Annotated in this window: 13 protein-coding genes; 9 read left to right on the top strand and 4 right to left on the bottom strand. The window is 56.7% G+C overall.

The genetic code is table 11. The features are described 5' to 3' along the window. Nucleotides 1-21 precede the first annotated feature (21 nt). Entirely contained in the window at nt 22-1248 is a 1227-nt protein-coding gene (ispC, locus tag GNF76_RS05565; protein ID WP_155582174.1) for a 1-deoxy-D-xylulose-5-phosphate reductoisomerase, read from the bottom strand. Nucleotides 1249-1710: 462 nt separating this feature from the next. Between ispC and idi the strand changes: the two genes are divergently transcribed. From idi to GNF76_RS05520, 9 genes are all read left to right on the top strand, one after another. Further along, nucleotides 1711-3126, top strand: a complete 1416-nt coding sequence (gene idi / locus GNF76_RS05560; protein WP_155582173.1) for an isopentenyl-diphosphate Delta-isomerase — start codon at nt 1711-1713, stop codon at nt 3124-3126. A gap of 37 nt (nt 3127-3163) precedes the next feature. Then, a complete protein-coding gene (gene dxs / locus GNF76_RS05555) occupies nt 3164-4987 on the top strand; it encodes a 1-deoxy-D-xylulose-5-phosphate synthase (protein ID WP_155582172.1) in 1824 nt (607 codons plus the stop codon). A 26-nt stretch (nt 4988-5013) separates the two neighbouring features. Next, entirely contained in the window at nt 5014-5952 is a 939-nt protein-coding gene (locus GNF76_RS05550) for a methyltransferase domain-containing protein (protein ID WP_178123192.1), read from the top strand. A 46-nt stretch (nt 5953-5998) separates the two neighbouring features. Next, nucleotides 5999-7108, top strand: a complete 1110-nt coding sequence (locus GNF76_RS05545; protein ID WP_155582171.1) for a terpene synthase family protein — start codon at nt 5999-6001, stop codon at nt 7106-7108. A gap of 41 nt (nt 7109-7149) precedes the next feature. After that, nucleotides 7150-8205, top strand: coding sequence for a Rieske 2Fe-2S domain-containing protein (locus GNF76_RS05540; protein ID WP_178123191.1), 1056 nt, complete (start codon nt 7150-7152; stop codon nt 8203-8205). Nucleotides 8206-8247: 42 nt separating this feature from the next. Further along, a complete protein-coding gene (locus GNF76_RS05535) occupies nt 8248-9279 on the top strand; it encodes a Rieske 2Fe-2S domain-containing protein (RefSeq protein ID WP_155582169.1) in 1032 nt (343 codons plus the stop codon). Between the two features lie 25 nt (nt 9280-9304). Then, entirely contained in the window at nt 9305-10234 is a 930-nt protein-coding gene (ispH, locus tag GNF76_RS05530; RefSeq protein WP_155582168.1) for a 4-hydroxy-3-methylbut-2-enyl diphosphate reductase, read from the top strand. A gap of 26 nt (nt 10235-10260) precedes the next feature. Then, nucleotides 10261-11589, top strand: coding sequence for a flavodoxin-dependent (E)-4-hydroxy-3-methylbut-2-enyl-diphosphate synthase (ispG, locus tag GNF76_RS05525; RefSeq protein WP_155582167.1), 1329 nt, complete (start codon nt 10261-10263; stop codon nt 11587-11589). A gap of 123 nt (nt 11590-11712) precedes the next feature. Then, entirely contained in the window at nt 11713-12402 is a 690-nt protein-coding gene (locus GNF76_RS05520) for an alpha/beta hydrolase (protein WP_155582166.1), read from the top strand. A 41-nt stretch (nt 12403-12443) separates the two neighbouring features. Here the strand turns inward: GNF76_RS05520 and GNF76_RS05515 are convergent, their stop codons facing one another. The 3 genes from GNF76_RS05515 to benC form a co-directional block, all read right to left on the bottom strand. Beyond that, entirely contained in the window at nt 12444-13412 is a 969-nt protein-coding gene (locus GNF76_RS05515; protein ID WP_155582248.1) for an AraC family transcriptional regulator, read from the bottom strand. Between the two features lie 153 nt (nt 13413-13565). Then, nucleotides 13566-14324, bottom strand: a complete 759-nt coding sequence (locus tag GNF76_RS05510) for a 1,6-dihydroxycyclohexa-2,4-diene-1-carboxylate dehydrogenase (protein WP_155582165.1) — start codon at nt 14322-14324, stop codon at nt 13566-13568. A gap of 27 nt (nt 14325-14351) precedes the next feature. Then, nucleotides 14352-15365, bottom strand: coding sequence for a benzoate 1,2-dioxygenase electron transfer component BenC (benC, locus tag GNF76_RS05505; RefSeq protein WP_155582164.1), 1014 nt, complete (start codon nt 15363-15365; stop codon nt 14352-14354). Nucleotides 15366-15386 lie beyond the last annotated feature (21 nt).

Below are 15386 nucleotides of genomic sequence, written 5' to 3'. Positions count from 1 at the left end.
CCGTTCATCGAACACAAATAATCATGAACGCGACAGACTTGAGTGGTTCGGTTTACTGACGAAATAGGCCGTCGAGTGGCATAAGCGCTGGACGGCCTCGTGGCCCATCTGCCTGGATTGCTCATCAGTGGCCATGACATCCTCAAAACTCCTGACTGACGCACCGGTGTTCTTTTGCAGTACCCCATCAACCACGCGGGCTATATCCGTGAAGCGAATACGCCGCGCGAGAAAGGCCTCCACCGCCACTTCGTTGGCGGCATTGAGCACGGTGCTCATCCCTCCTCCTTCACGAATAACTTGCTGGGCCAGGGCCAGGCAGGGAAAGCGGGTCAGGTCAGGCTTTTCAAAAGTCAATGTGGCAACTTTTGCCAGATCGAGCGGTTCGACTCCCGACGCCATGCGCTGCGGATAAGCCAGCGCATGGGCGATGGGAGTGCGCATGTCCGGAGTGCCCAATTGAGCCAGCACTGACTGGTCGCGGAACACCACCATCGAGTGAATGATGCTCTGCGGATGAATCAGCGCTTCAATGCGTTCGGCGCCGATATCGAACAGCCAACGGGCCTCGATCAGCTCCAGGCCTTTGTTCATCATCGTTGCAGAGTCCACGGAAATCTTGCGGCCCATCCTCCAGTTGGGGTGGGCACAGGCTTCGTCCGGCGTGACTTGATCAAGCGTGTGGACGGGGCGCGTCCTGAACGGTCCTCCAGAAGCGGTCAGGATCAGGCGCTCAATCTCACCGGGGGCTTTTTGCGCGCCGTGCAGGCACTGAAAGATCGCGTTGTGCTCGCTGTCCACCGGCACAATGACGGCCCCCGATTTCGCGGCTGTGTCCATGAACAACGCACCGGACATGACCAACGCTTCCTTGTTGGCCAAGAGGATTTTTTTCCCGGCCCGTGCGGCACTCAAGACAGGTGGCAGTCCTGCTGCACCGACGATAGCCGCCACCACGGTGTCATAATCGGCAGCGCTCGCCGCCGTACACAGCGCCTGTGCACCACAGTAAACTTCGGTTTTAAGTCCAACTGATTGTAAGTTGGCCTGAAGTTCAATGGCGTGATGAGGCTCACTCACGATGGCCAGTGCAGGTCGGAACTTCAGGCACTGCTTGAACAGCCTCTCAATATTTCGATGCGCTGTTAACGCGTGAACAACAAACGCGTCGGCATTGCGTGAAACAACATCCAAAGTGCTTTCGCCGATAGATCCGGTAGAGCCGAGAACAAGCAGTCGTTGCGGCATGGCGCGTCGTCCTGATGCAGAGGTGGAAGTCCATAACCAAGCCAGACAATGACTTTTACAAGTTCGCACTCTCAAAAGAGAAAAAGGTCAAAGTGTCGTCCTTGAGTTTTTCCTGGGCGTCCCGGGACGGCCATTTGTCGTAGGCTAGCAAGCAAAAAAAGCTTTTCCATAACAGCTTCAACAAAATTGAAATAAGAATATAGCGATAAGTAAATTAGAACCTTTTCAATTTGAAATTGAATAGATGAAGAATTTTTACAAGACCCATAATTCGAAATAACTTAGCTTTTTAGTACAACAAAAAACCATAAGCCCGCCTCTTGCCACAAAAAAATATTCGCTTAATGTACCCCTCAACAAGCTCACGCCATCACACACTTTTTTCACAAGCGGTTAACTTTAACCATCAACACTTGTACAAAACAATTAAACTTGTACACCAATAAAAAAGCCGGGGTTATCATGGAAGAGACTCTTATTTTGGTAAATCAGGATGATTGCCCCACAGGTTTTGCCGAAAAACTCTTCGTCCATCGGGAAGGCCTCCTGCATCGAGCCTTCTCGATTTTCATCTTTGACCAACAGGGCCGTTTGTTGCTGCAACAGCGAGCGCTCACCAAGTACCACTCCCAGGGTTTATGGACCAACACCTGCTGCGGCCACCCCCGCCAGGGCGAAGAGATCAGCAGTGCTGCCAGGCGCCGGTTACGTGAGGAAATGGGCATCGAATGTGAGCTGACTGCGGTGACGCAGTTGCTCTATCACGAACAGGTTTCCAATCAACTGATCGAACATGAATACGACCACGTCTTTGCAGGCATCTACTGTCTGGACCCGGTCGCCAATCCCGATGAGGCTCATGCCTGGCAATGGTTGAGCCTGCCTGACCTGTCCCGGCGCATCAGCATGGCCCCGCACACATTCAGCGTCTGGTTTCGCAGAATCCTGGAGCGTCACACCATCGCCGGACTGCAGGATTGGCACGTGCAGGTGCAAGGCAGCCTCTTCGAATCATGGATGAGCGCGACGCTACACCAGACCGACCGAATGCTCGAACAACAACTCCCCGCCTCTGACCTCCAGCCCACGAAACTCCACGAGGCCATGCGTTATGCCGTGCTGGGTGGTGGCAAGCGCATGCGCCCGCTGCTGTGTCACGCCGCAGGAATGGCCGCGGGTGCCGATCCGATAAGCCTGGCGGTGGTCAGTGCTGCCTTGGAGATGATGCATGTGTATTCACTCGTTCATGACGACCTGCCCGCGATGGACGATGATGATTTACGCCGTGGCCGGGCGACTGTGCACAAGCAGTTCGATGAGGCCACCGCCATTCTGGTGGGCGATGCATTGCAGTCCCAGGCATTCATCACCCTGTGCCAGGTACAGGTATCAACCCATTGTCAGGCGGCGCTGATCGGCGAGTTGGCCCGGGCCGTGGGTTCGCTGGGCATGGCTGGCGGCCAGATGATTGACCTGGTCAGCACGGGCACTGCACTGAGTCGCACCCAACTGGAACAGATGCACCGGATGAAAACCGGCGCATTGATCCAGGCCTCCGTGCGCATGGGCGTGCTGTGCGCTGAAAACCCAGCATTCGATCTTCAGATGCTTGACCGCTACAGCGCCGCCGTCGGCCTGGCCTTCCAGGTCGTAGACGACATCCTTGACGCCACCATGGACACCGCCACCCTGGGCAAAACCACCGGCAAGGATGCGCGCGACCATAAAGCTACCTACGTCTCGATCATGGGACTGGCGCCCGCCCTGCAACTGGCGCGGCAACTGGTTGAACAGGCTCATCAGTCACTGGCGCCCATGGGCGCCAGGGCGGTCCGGTTGCACGACCTGGCGGACCTGGTTATCAAGCGCACGCACTGAGACCCGCCACTCTCGGGATTCAGACAAGGAGCCCAGCATGTTCGAGTTACTCAATACCATCGACAATCCGGTTGATCTGCGAGCCTTGCACCCTGCTGCGCTTGCGCCTCTGGCAGACGAACTGCGGGCCTTCATACTGCATAGCGTTTCACACACCGGTGGTCACCTCTCGGCGAATCTTGGCACCGTTGAATTGAGCATCGCCTTGCATTACGTGTTCGATACGCCCATGGACCGGATTGTGTGGGATGTGGGGCATCAGGCTTATGCCCATAAAATCCTCACCGGGCGCCGGGAAGCCATGGCGAGCATTCGTCAACTGGGCGGTATTTCCGGATTTCCACGGCGCAGCGAATCGCGCTATGACGCCTTCGGCACCGCGCATTCCAGCACCTCGATTTCAGCAGCATTGGGCATGGCTGTAGCCGCCCAGCTCAAAGGTGAGCATCGTCACTGCATTGCCGTGATCGGAGACGGCGCACTGTCGGGCGGCATGACGTTCGAAGCGATGAACAATGCAGGGTTGCATAAGAACTTGCCGCTGCTGGTAATCCTTAATGACAACGACATGTCGATCTCACCCGCCGTCGGGGCGCTGCGTTATCACTTGGGCGAACTCAAAGAGCTCGTTGCCTCGGCATCGTTGTTCGAAACATTGGGGTTCAACTATTCCGGCCCCATCAACGGTCATGATCTGAACGCGTTGGTTCCCGCCCTGCTAGCCATGCGCAACCTGCGAGGGCCGCGACTGCTGCACATCGTCACCGAAAAGGGCCACGGCTACTCACCCGCCGCCACCGACCCCGTGCTCTATCACGGCCCCGGAAAGTTCGAGCCGGTTCAAGGCATTCTTCCCGCCGCGCCTGGCAAACCCACCTACACACAGATCTTTGGCCAGTGGCTGTGCGATGAGGCGGAAAACGATCCGCGTGTCGTCGCCATCACCCCCGCCATGCGTGAAGGTTCGGGGCTGGTTGAGTTTGAGCGACGTTTCCCGGATCGCTACTTCGATGTCGGCATCGCCGAGCAACACGCCCTGACCTTCGCCGCCGGGCTCGCCGCCGAAGGCCTGAAGCCGGTGGTCGCCATCTACTCGACCTTCCTGCAACGCGCCTATGACCAACTGATTCACGACATCGCCATTCAAAACCTGCCGGTGGTGTTCGCCATCGACCGGGCCGGCATCGTCGGCGCGGACGGCGCCACCCACAACGGGGCCTTTGATATTGCCTATCTGCGCTGCGTACCCAACCTGACGATCATGGCCCCGGCCGATGAAAACGAATGCCGCCAGATGCTGCATACCGCGCTGCTCCTGGAAGGTCCCAGCGCCGTGCGCTACCCACGAGGGACTGGTCGTGGTATCGCCGCATCAATGGCATTGCAGACGCTGCCGGTGGGCAAAGGTGAAATCCGCCGAACATCCACTCAGCCTGAGGGATACCGTATCGCCTTCCTGGCTTTCGGCTCGATGCTGTTACCCGCTCTTGAAGCAGCCAAAACCTTCGATGCCACGGTTGCCAACATGCGCTTCATCAAACCCCTTGATGCTGACCTGGTTAAACAACTGTCCCTGGACCATGACTGGCTGGTGACCCTTGAAGAAGGTTGCGTATTGGGAGGGGTCGGCTCGGCGTGTCTCGAACAATTGATAAGCGCCGGCCACTCACCACCAGTGTTGCAATTAGGGTTCAACGATCAATTCATCGAGCATGGGGCGCCCGAGAAGGTGTTAGGCCTGTGTGGACTGGATACGCCCGGGATCGTCCATTCGGTAGAGGCGTTTCTGAGCCTGCACGGCAGAGAGTTTTCCAACAACGGTGCCGTAACGGGCAACGTTTCAGTCCAGGCAACAGCCTGAACCGAAGACTTATGAGGAGATAACCCGTGAACAAACAGACTGCAAGAACGCTCGTCGATCACGTCTACCAGCCTTATAAAATCATACAGGGCGCCAGCATCAACCCCTACCAGGAGAGAGTCGTATGCGCTTACGGCGACAGTCCTGAGAACTGGCGCAAAGCGATTGGCGATGCTCTGTGGTTCCAATTCGGTGTCTACGACGACCCACGCTCTGCGCAACCCATTACCCTTGACGAATCTGGCTTGCGTTACTTCGAAAGACAACTGAAGCTGGCCGGTTTTGAACAGACTGACAGCCCACAGATTAACCGCATTCTCGACGTCGGCTGTGGCTGGGGCTCCGTCCTGAAATATCTGGCTGAATACTTCCCCAAGTGCCAGCACTTGGACGGCGTCAATATCAGCACGCGTCAACTGGAACACGGAGCCAAGCTTCATACGGAACAGGGATTATCCGATCGCATTCACTTGTATCAATGTAACGCACAAGATATTGATTTGTTGCCAGACTTTGATCACCCATATGACTTGGTGATTATGCGCGGCGTCATATCCCACTTCCCCAACGACCTATACGAAACAGTCATAAAAAAACTATGGCAGCGCACGGCCATAGGCGGCACGATCATTATCTCCGACAACCTTTACAACGTAGAACTTGAACAATACACATCTGACATACCCGACACTGTTGACAGGCTCGCATGCAAACACCGAAAGACGCCTGAGTACTTCGCTCGTGTGCTAAAGCAAAGCGGATTCGCCATTCAGGATATGCGTGTACTGCCCAACAATTCCGACGCAATACATTGGCTACTCAACATAAAATCGAACATAGAGCATAATTTTCCGGAGGGCATCACCGGCGCACTGGAAGAACTACGCATAATGTGTGAGAGCTTGGCAGTGGCCATAGTAAAGAACAAATTCTCTATTTATAGCACGATTATAAAACGATACTAAAATATTACGACATCATCACTCAGCAGTCTCTATACAGGAGCGAATCATGAACAGCTCGCCTAACTTCGTTCAGACTTTAGTCAACCTCCCGAAGCTTGGAGATAAAATATACCACCCTGATTTTAATTTGACTTTAAAACCTATGTGGCATCCAGATCATGAGGAAACAAATAGGCAGGTTGCCCTCACCGACGGCCCCTACATCTTGGCTCATTATGGCAGCCAGAAAGCAGTTGACCACTATTTGTCCATGGAAATGACCGCTTATGGCGGTCTCGCATACCCGCATACTAAAAATGACAGAATTTATAATCTGGAAAGAATGATGAGCATCACAACACTCATCGATGATACAACCACTCGACCGGAGATACTTGGCAACCAACAGCGACAATCTGAACTACGCCAACACTACTTCGACGCAATTGCAGGCATTAAACCTCCCGTAGCATTTCCTATCGCTCAGTTACTGTATGAGGGGCTGATCCCCATCAAGAAACAGTTACTGTCGAAACCACAGGTGTGGAAACGCATGGAGGAGTCACTGAACACTCTAATCACCAGGCAAACCAACTCACTGGCGCTAGAGATGGACACGCTAACATTTGAACGCTACTTGGAGCTACGACGCGTTGATAATTATGGCGAGTGGGCTGCCATGATGACGGAATATGCTATCGACGTAGACATGACCGACGCACTGGCTAGCGACGAGTCGCTCATTACCGTAAGAACAGCAGCTATCGACTCAATCACCTTGGTGAACGACCCCTATTCGTTTCGTAAAGAAATACACATCGCAGATTCTGTCAACTCCGTATGGCTGTTCATGCGCCTCGAGGGACTCACTCTTCAGCAAGCACTCAACAAACTGGCGAGCATCGTTCTGGATAATGAGAAAAAACTTATTGCCGCCCGCGACAGGGTACTTGCCGGGCCACTCGGAAAACACAACGACGTACGAGAATACCTTACCGAACTGGAACATCTGGCCTCGGGCAATGCAGAGTTCCATGCTGTCAGCACGCGTTACCACGGGAGCGATTTCAAAGGAAAACGCTTTATCTGTGGGGAAGTGACCATCAGGCCATTGCCCTCTACCGATGAGATCGCAGCTGCGGATATTGCAGAGCAGCAGGCCAGTGGCACGAGATGACTTTCGTCACCGCATGGGTATCAATGTCGAGGGAAGATGTCATGGAAGCCCCTGATCACACCAACGAAACTGATCTCTTGTCATTTCCCTATCCGGACGGCTGGCTTGTGATCGCCACCACAGACGAACTCAAGCCCGGTGCAGTCATCACCAAACTGTTCATGGGTAGGGATATTGTGCTCTATCGAACAAAGACCGGCGTGCTGCGCGCAGTCGACCCCTATTGCCCGCATCTTGGCGCCCACCTCGGCGATGGTCAGGTAGAGGGCGAGGACATTGTGTGTCCTTATCACAAGTTCTCTTTTGCACCCGATGGCCGTTGCGTGCGGACCGGATGTGGAGACAAGCCGCCACAGGCATGGCTGAAAAACCGCCAGGTGCGGGACTGGAATGGCTTTATTGTTGTCTGGCAGGGCATGGATAGGCTAACGCCAGGCTGGGAGTTGCCAGAGTTTGACTGGACAGGCTATTGCGCTCCGATAAAGGGCCTGCGTACCCACTCCGGCAGTCTTCAGAATGCGACCGAAAATGCCTTTGACCCCGCTCATCAACACACCCTGCATCGCTGGGAAAGCAACACCGTGTCGCAACCGCCAACGGTCGATGACTATCGCATAAGTCTAGCCACTCGCTTAACGGCGAAAGGGCTTCCGGTAACCTTGGATTTCAAGTTGTACGGTCTTGGCTTAATGCGCGTGGAAATGAGGCTGGAACATGCTGATGTGCGAGCCACGTTCCTGGTAGTACCTACTCAGATAGCTCCTTTGAAATGGACATATCGGGAAAGTATGAGACTACGCATCGCTTGGCTTTCCAAGTGGCCGGCACTCGTACAGAAGCTTGTATACAGCGTGGTCTCTCCCGCGCTCTTCTATCTTTGGTACCTCCCGCAACTGCAACAAGACATGGATATCTGGGAAAAACGAAATTACATCCGAGACCCGAAGCCATCAGCCAGCGATGCTCCGCTAATCGCCTATCGCCGTTGGGCGACGCAGTTCTATCCCAAGGTGAAGGCGAACGCCACCGATAGTCTTGCACTGTCGAGTGCCTCCTCAGATGTACAGAACAACGTTGGCGAGCACCGTATCGCTTAATCAGGCTCATGTAGATATCCCCTCTACAGCAGGAGTTTTTTTATGGAATATCCAGACCATACCAACGAAACCGATCTCTCTTCTTTCCCCTATCCGGACGGCTGGTTTGTGATCGCCACCGCCGATGAACTCAAGCCCGGTGAAATCATCACCAAACCGTTCATGGGTAGAGATGTAGTGCTCTACCGAACAAAGACCGGCGTGCTGCGCGCAGTCAGCCCCTATTGCCCACACCTCGGCGCCCACCTCGGCGATGGCAAGCTAGAGGGCGAGGACATTGTGTGTCCTTATCACAAGTTCGCTTTTGCACCCGATGGCCGTTGTGTACGGACCGGGTGCGGGGACAAGCCGCCACAAGCCCAGCTGGAGGGTCGACCTGTACGGGATTGGAACGGCCTGATTGCCGTGTGGCAAAGTGCAAACGGGCGGCCTCCGGAATGGGAACTGCCAGAGTTCGACTGGACAGGTTATTCCACTCCGATCAGAGGTCTGCGTGTGTTTCCCGGTAGCGTTCAGAACCCGAGCGAAAACGGCTTTGACCCTGCTCACCTCCAACATCTTCATGGCTGGGAGAACGGGGTGTCGCAACTGCAAAAAAATGAGGGTCATCGCCTTGATCTGACCACCCACATAACGTTGAAAGGACTTCCAATATGCATTGACGTAAAGCTCCATGGACTGGGTTTAATGACAGTGGATGTCAATTTGGAACGTGCCGGCCTTCAGGCCAAATTCCTCGTCACACCCGCTCAGATTGCACCCTTGAAGTGGACATATCGAGAAAGCATGAGGCTACGTGCTTCCTGGCTTTGCAAGTGGCCCGCGTTGGCGCAGAAAGCCGTATATGCGCTGCTAGTCCCGGCTGTTTACCACCTTTGGTATGTGCGCCAGCTACAGCAAGACATCGATATATGGGAAAGACGAAGTTTTATTCGCCACCCGAAACCCTCTGCCACCGACGCACCACTGGTCGCCTACCGGCGCTGGGCGTTGCAGTTCTACTCAAGCGGAAAAACCGCAGGTTCTGATAGCGGCAAGCAGGCGCTCCTACACCCGGCGATCAGCCGTATTTAAAAAGGTCTTGATACGAGGGACAGTCATGAAAGTCATCCTCGCCCAACCCCGAGGCTTCTGCGCCGGTGTCGTCCGGGCCGTCGAAACGGTTGAGCTGGCCCTGGAGCAGTTCGGCGCGCCGGTGTATGTGCGTCACGAGATCGTACACAACCAGCATGTGGTGCAGACGCTGCGCAGCCAAGGTGCGCGGTTTGTCGAGACGCTGGATGAAGTGCCCGAAAACGCAGTGACCATTTTCAGTGCCCATGGCGTGGCCTCTGACGTGGAGAGCGAGGCCCGTGAGCGGCAGTTGCGGGTACTGGACGCCACCTGCCCGCTGGTGACCAAGGTGCACAATCATGGTCGCCAATACGCCGCCAAGGGTTATCAGGTGATTCTGATTGGAGAAGTCGGGCACCCCGAAATCATTGGAACGTTGGGGCAGATACCCGCCCCCGTCGTTGTGGTGCGTAACGTGTCAGAGGTCCAGGCCCTGGCGTTCCCCGAGCACACGCCATTGGCCTATCTCACCCAAACCACCTTGAGCGTCGACGATACACGCGCGGTAGTCAAAGCACTCAAGCAGCGCTACCCGCAAATAGTCGGACCCGATACCCGGGACATCTGTTATGCCGTACAAAATCGTCAGACGGCGGTACGTGAGCTGAGCCTGTGTTCCGATCTGGTTCTGGTGGTGGGCAGCGTCAAAAGCTCCAACTCCGTGACCTTGCGTGATATCGCGGGCGAGCGTGGCAAGCCCAGCTACCTGATCGCCGATGGCAGCGGAGTGTGCAGCGAATGGTTTGGCAAAGGGGTAACCGTCGGGCTTACCGCCGGAGCCTCGACACCGGAATCCATGATTGACGATGTCATCGCCGCCCTGGCGCGCATCGAACCGCTGGACATCGAGACCCTGCCAGGTCGAGAAGAACATGTGCAATTCCGCTTGCCCACCGGGTTGATTGCGCGCCAGTAAAGCATGCACCCAGAGGAGCCGAATCAATGAACCGTGCAATCCCCAGACGTCGCACCACGCAAGTCACCATCGGCCCGGTGGCACTGGGCAGCGATCATCCGATCGTCGTGCAAGCCATGACCAATACCGACACCGCCGATGCCCAGGCTACGGCGCGGCAGGTCGAAAGCCTGGCGCTGGCCGGTGCCGAAATGGTCCGGATCACGGTCAATAGCCATGACGCTGCCGCGCAGGTCGCGAACATTCGAGAACTGCTGGACCGACGCAACATCAATGTGCCGTTGGTGGGTGACTTCCACTTCAATGGTCATCGCCTGCTTGCGGCCTACCCTGAATGCGCCGACGCATTGGGCAAGTACCGCATCAACCCCGGCAACGTCGGCAAAGGCGCCAAACGCGACGAGCAATTTTGCAACATGATCGAGATCGCCTGCCGCTACGACAAACCGGTGCGGATCGGAGTGAACTGGGGCAGCCTTGATCCCGACTTGCTCGCACGCATGATGGACACCAACGCAATGCTCTCCCAGCCGCTGAGCGCGGATGCAGTCATGCGCGAGGCCTTGGTGGTCTCGGCATTGGAAAACGCCTACCGCGCTATCGAAGTCGGCCTGCCGGCGGATCACATTGTGTTGTCAGCCAAGGTCAGCCATGTGCAGGACTTGATCGCGGTGTACCGCAACCTGGCCGCGCGCTGCGAATTTCCACTGCACCTGGGGCTGACCGAGGCTGGCATGGGCTCCAAAGGCATCGTCGCCTCCTCCACCGCATTGGCGGTGCTGTTGCAGGAAGGTATCGGCGATACCTTGCGCATTTCCCTCACCCCGGAGCCCAACGGCGACCGCAACCGCGAAGTGCTGGTTGCACAACAGATTCTGCAAACCATGGGCCTGCGCGCTTTCACCCCCTCCGTAGTCGCTTGCCCCGGCTGCGGCCGTACCACCAGCAGTTTCTTCCAGGAACTGGCGCAGCAGATCGAGGCGTTTCTGCGGGTGCAAACCCCGGTCTGGAAAGGTCTGTATCCCGGTGTCGAGCATATGCACGTGGCGGTCATGGGCTGCGTGGTGAACGGCCCCGGAGAAAGCCGGTTGGCCAACATCGGTATTTCCCTGCCAGGCGCTGGGGAGAACCCGTCGGCGCCGGTGTACATGGACGGTGAACGTGTCGCGACCCTCAAAGGGCCGGGTATTGCCCAGGACTTCACCGATCTGCTGCAAGCCTATGTGGCCGCTCATTACGGGAAGCAGGAATCAGCCAGACTTGTGCTTGAGGGTATGCTCGAGAGCAGTATGATCAGGGTGCGCAATGAACCAGGCTGTACTGAAGGACCGGGCACCGTTACTCGCGAGCCATAGACCAAACCAGACGGACGACCTTGCCACCCGCCCCACCGGCGAGTACTGATGTCACACAGATGACATCCGCACGGTATACCACTGGACTCAGTCTGTACTCACTCGCGTAATTGGAGAACGACCATGACCCGAAAGCACCATATTCTGCTTGTTCACGGCGCATGGGGTGATGCCTCGCATTGGCAGCATGTCATCCCCCTCCTGCACGAAGCAGGGTTCAAGATCAGCGCAGTACAAAACCCGTTGAGCTCCCTGCCCAATGATGTCGAACGCACCCAACGCCTTGCAGAAGAGATCGCCGAGCCGGTGATTCTGGTCGGTCACTCCTATGGAGGAATGGTCATCAGCGGCGCAGGTCACGCCGCCAATGTGGTGGGCCTGGTGTACGTTGCCGCCTTTGCTCCCGATGAAGGCGAAACACCTGCCGACCTCTTCAAACTGCGTGCACCGCCGCCGGGAGCCGCGTATTTACGGCCCGACAAAAGCGAGTATCTCTGGATAGATAAAGAGCACTTCCACGCGTCATTCTGCCAGGACCTCGGCGCAACGGAGGCCTTGGTCATGTCCATCACACAAAAGCCGATTGCCATGCAGTGCTTCGCGGACAAAGCCGGCAAACCGGCCTGGAAGGACAAGCCCAGTTGGTATCAAGTCTCAACCCAGGACCGAATGATTCCCCCCGAAACCGAACAGTGGTTCGCCCAACGTATTGGCGCACGAGAAGTACTTTCACTCGACTCAAGCCATGCGTCACTGGCCTCGCACCCCAAAGAAATAGCGGACTTTATAATCGCGGCTTCAGAAGCGCTTTAGTCGCGTGCCGACCCATTGGGCTTAGTCCGATGGGTCGGTGCTCAAATGACCGAGAGCGCCAGCCCACGCTGCTTGAGCGTATCGGAAGGCAACTCGGAAAACTGCCTGCGGTACTGCTCGGCAAAGCGCCCCAAATGCACAAACCCATAATCAAGCGCCAACTCGGTGACATTCCTCACATTGCAGCTGGGATCGGCCAGGCAAGCATGTACGCGAGACAATTTCTGCTCGCGGATAAACCGCTGTGGCGTGGTGGACATGTGTTTTTCGAACAGGCTGTACAAGGAGCGCACGCTGAGCTGGGCCTGCTCGGCAAGGCTCTGGACGCTGATGTCCTGCTGAAGGTTGCGAGCGATGTAATCCACCAGCCGTTCGAACGTGCTGTTGGAACACGCCAGGTGTTCGCGCCGCACATTGTTGCGCATCAGGGTCAACATCTTGCTGGCCACGATCTGGGCATAGTGCTCCTGCACCCGAAGCAACGCTTCTCCGTCTTCGGCTTCGGTGCAAAGGGTGGCAAGCAACGGAACGAAGGTTTTCAACTGATCCAGTGAGTAACGTTGCTGCAGGAAACGTATGCCTTCACGTGGGTAAAGCCAGCGCTGTTCCTGGCAGATGGACTCGAGTAACTGCGTCGGCACCTTCAGAATGAATTTTTCGCAATCCTGTGAGTACGTCAGGTCTACAGGGTCATCGGGATTGATCAACAGCAACTCGCCGGGAACCAGATGGTGTACCCCAGCAGGGCCGCGCCACAGGCAATCACCACGCAACAGGACCTGCAAGTGGAAGATGTCCTCCAGTGCATGAGAAACCACGCGCACGCTGGAGCCGTAGCTGATACGGCACAGATCCAGGCTGGCAAACTTTCGGTGATTCAATCGGGCATGGGCATCGGCCTTGCGTGGCAACTGAATGCAGTGACTGCCGACATGCTGATTCACATAGCAGGAAACCGCATGCGGGTCGGCGTTCTTGAACACCTCGCTGCGCTCACTGAGCAGGGGCATATTCACGGAGATCACCCTTCTATTGTTTTTATGAATCAGGCTTGAAACGCTGGCGCACGTCACCAGCAGGTTACCGATTCTCGGACACGATCCGCCTGGGCGCCAATACGCATTGGGTTGAGTACGATACCTCCAGGGTATTCAAATATGCTGTTAACCCAGATCGCCCCCGCCCACCGGCAGCGTGACGCCGGTGATATAGGACGCCTCGTCGGAGGCCAGGAACAGGATGACACCGACCTGTTCGTCGATCGTCCCGTAGCGCTTCATCAAGCTGCTGTCCTTCGTCTGCTCGACAATCTGCGCGTACCACTGCTGCTCTTGCTCGGTCGCAACGCTGCTATTGCGCGGAATACGCCGCGCAGGGGCCTCGGTGCCACCGGGTGCGGTGGCGTTGACACGCACCCCACGCCCAGCCGTTTCGAAGGCCAGGCACGCCGTCAGCGCATTCACGCCACCTTTGGCAGCGCCATAGGGCACTCGGTTGACCCCGCGTGTTGCAATCGAGGACACATTGACGATCACCCCGCTGCCTCGCTCCAGCATATGAGGCAGCACGCTGTGGCAACACCACAAGGTCGGAAACAGCGAGCGGCGCACCTCAGCCTCGATTTCATCCGGCAGGTAATGCTCGAAGGGTTTGGCCCAAATCGTACCGCCGACGTTATTGACCAGGATGTCCAACCGGCCGAAGTGCTGTATCGCCTCGGCCATGACGCGCTGGCAATCTTCATAACGTTCCAGGTCGGCGGTCAGGGCGAGCACCTCGGCCGGCAGTTCGTGGACCAGCTCGGAACGGTCGACCGCCACCACCTGAGCGCCTTCGAGCAGTAAACGCTCGACCACGCCACGCCCTATACCTTGCGCTGCGCCGGTGACCAGCGCGACCTTATCGTTGAATCTCATGTTCATGGCGTCCTCGAAAACGGTTGGCGTGACTCACGCGGCGCTGGCGGCGAATTTTTCGTAGTAGAAGTTGGCGGGACTGATGCCCTGCTCACGCAGGTAATGACTCACGGCTTCCACCATTGGTGGCGGCCCGCAGAGGTAGATGTCCACGTCACCGTCGTTCAAATGTTCGACGCCGATATGCTGGGTGACATAGCCGGTTTGCGGCCATTGACTGTCCGGGTTCGCCACGCAGGCGCTGAAGGTGAAGTTGGGAATACGCTCGGCCAGCGCTTCCAGGCGATCCATTTCCACCAGGTCCCCATCGTGGGTCACGCCGTAGATCAGGTGCAGTGGGTGATCGCTGCCCAGCTCGGCGATGGTCTCGAGCATGGCCGTGAACGGCGCCAGGCCGGTGCCTCCGGCCAGTAATAACAGCGGGCGCTTGATCGGTCGCAGATAGAAGCTGCCCAACGGGCCAGCCAGGCTCATGGGGTCGCCCACCTTGGCCTGCTCGGTGAGAAAGCGGCTCATCAGGCCACCGCAGACATTGCGAATCAGAAAACTGACCCGACCGTCTTTCTGAACCGAACTGAAAGAGTACGCACGGCTTTGCTCGCTGCCCGGCACCTGAAGATTCACGTACTGGCCCGGCAGAAACACCAGATCCGTCAACGCGTCGCCCTGGAGCAGCAGTGACAATGTGCTGTCGGACAAACGCCGCACCTCATGTATCGCGCCCTGATAGGTGGATTGCCCGGTCTTGCAGACCTGCGAAGAAGCCGGGACTCGTACCACACAATCGCCCTTGGCGCGCATCTGGCAGGTCAGCACATAGCCTTCGGCAGCTTCCTCGGCAGTCAAGGCATCGTCGATGTATTCCTCACCCAACTCATATGCACCGGACTCGGCAAAGCACTTGCAGGTACCGCAAGCGCCATCGCGGCAATCCAGCGGAATATTGATGCCCTGACGGTAGGCCGCGTCGGCCACGGTTTCGCTCGGCGTGACCTCGATAAAACGGGTCACACCGTCTTCAAAATTCAGTGCAATCTTGTGGCTCATGGCATACCTCGCATGACCGTG

The sequence above is a fragment of the Pseudomonas spelaei genome (assembly GCF_009724245.1).
Classification (GTDB): Bacteria; Pseudomonadota; Gammaproteobacteria; order Pseudomonadales; family Pseudomonadaceae; genus Aquipseudomonas; species Aquipseudomonas spelaei.
This window is presented reverse-complemented; position numbering and strand designations above follow the sequence as displayed.

Bases quoted from the DNA above. Each gene is read 5' to 3' on its own strand.
- dxs (WP_155582172.1), top strand. From the start codon at position 3,164: ATGTTCGAGTTACTCAATACCATCGACAATCCGGTTGATCTGCGAGCC.
- ispG (WP_155582167.1), top strand. From the start codon at position 10,261: ATGAACCGTGCAATCCCCAGACGTCGCACCACGCAAGTCACCATCGGC.
- GNF76_RS05515 (WP_155582248.1), bottom strand. From the start codon at position 13,412: ATGCCCCTGCTCAGTGAGCGCAGCGAGGTGTTCAAGAACGCCGACCCG.
- ispC (WP_155582174.1), bottom strand. From the start codon at position 1,248: ATGCCGCAACGACTGCTTGTTCTCGGCTCTACCGGATCTATCGGCGAA.
- GNF76_RS05540 (WP_178123191.1), top strand. From the start codon at position 7,150: ATGGAAGCCCCTGATCACACCAACGAAACTGATCTCTTGTCATTTCCC.
- idi (WP_155582173.1), top strand. From the start codon at position 1,711: ATGGAAGAGACTCTTATTTTGGTAAATCAGGATGATTGCCCCACAGGT.
- benC (WP_155582164.1), bottom strand. From the start codon at position 15,365: ATGAGCCACAAGATTGCACTGAATTTTGAAGACGGTGTGACCCGTTTT.
- GNF76_RS05520 (WP_155582166.1), top strand. From the start codon at position 11,713: ATGACCCGAAAGCACCATATTCTGCTTGTTCACGGCGCATGGGGTGAT.
- GNF76_RS05545 (WP_155582171.1), top strand. From the start codon at position 5,999: ATGAACAGCTCGCCTAACTTCGTTCAGACTTTAGTCAACCTCCCGAAG.
- ispH (WP_155582168.1), top strand. From the start codon at position 9,305: ATGAAAGTCATCCTCGCCCAACCCCGAGGCTTCTGCGCCGGTGTCGTC.
- GNF76_RS05535 (WP_155582169.1), top strand. From the start codon at position 8,248: ATGGAATATCCAGACCATACCAACGAAACCGATCTCTCTTCTTTCCCC.
- GNF76_RS05510 (WP_155582165.1), bottom strand. From the start codon at position 14,324: ATGAACATGAGATTCAACGATAAGGTCGCGCTGGTCACCGGCGCAGCG.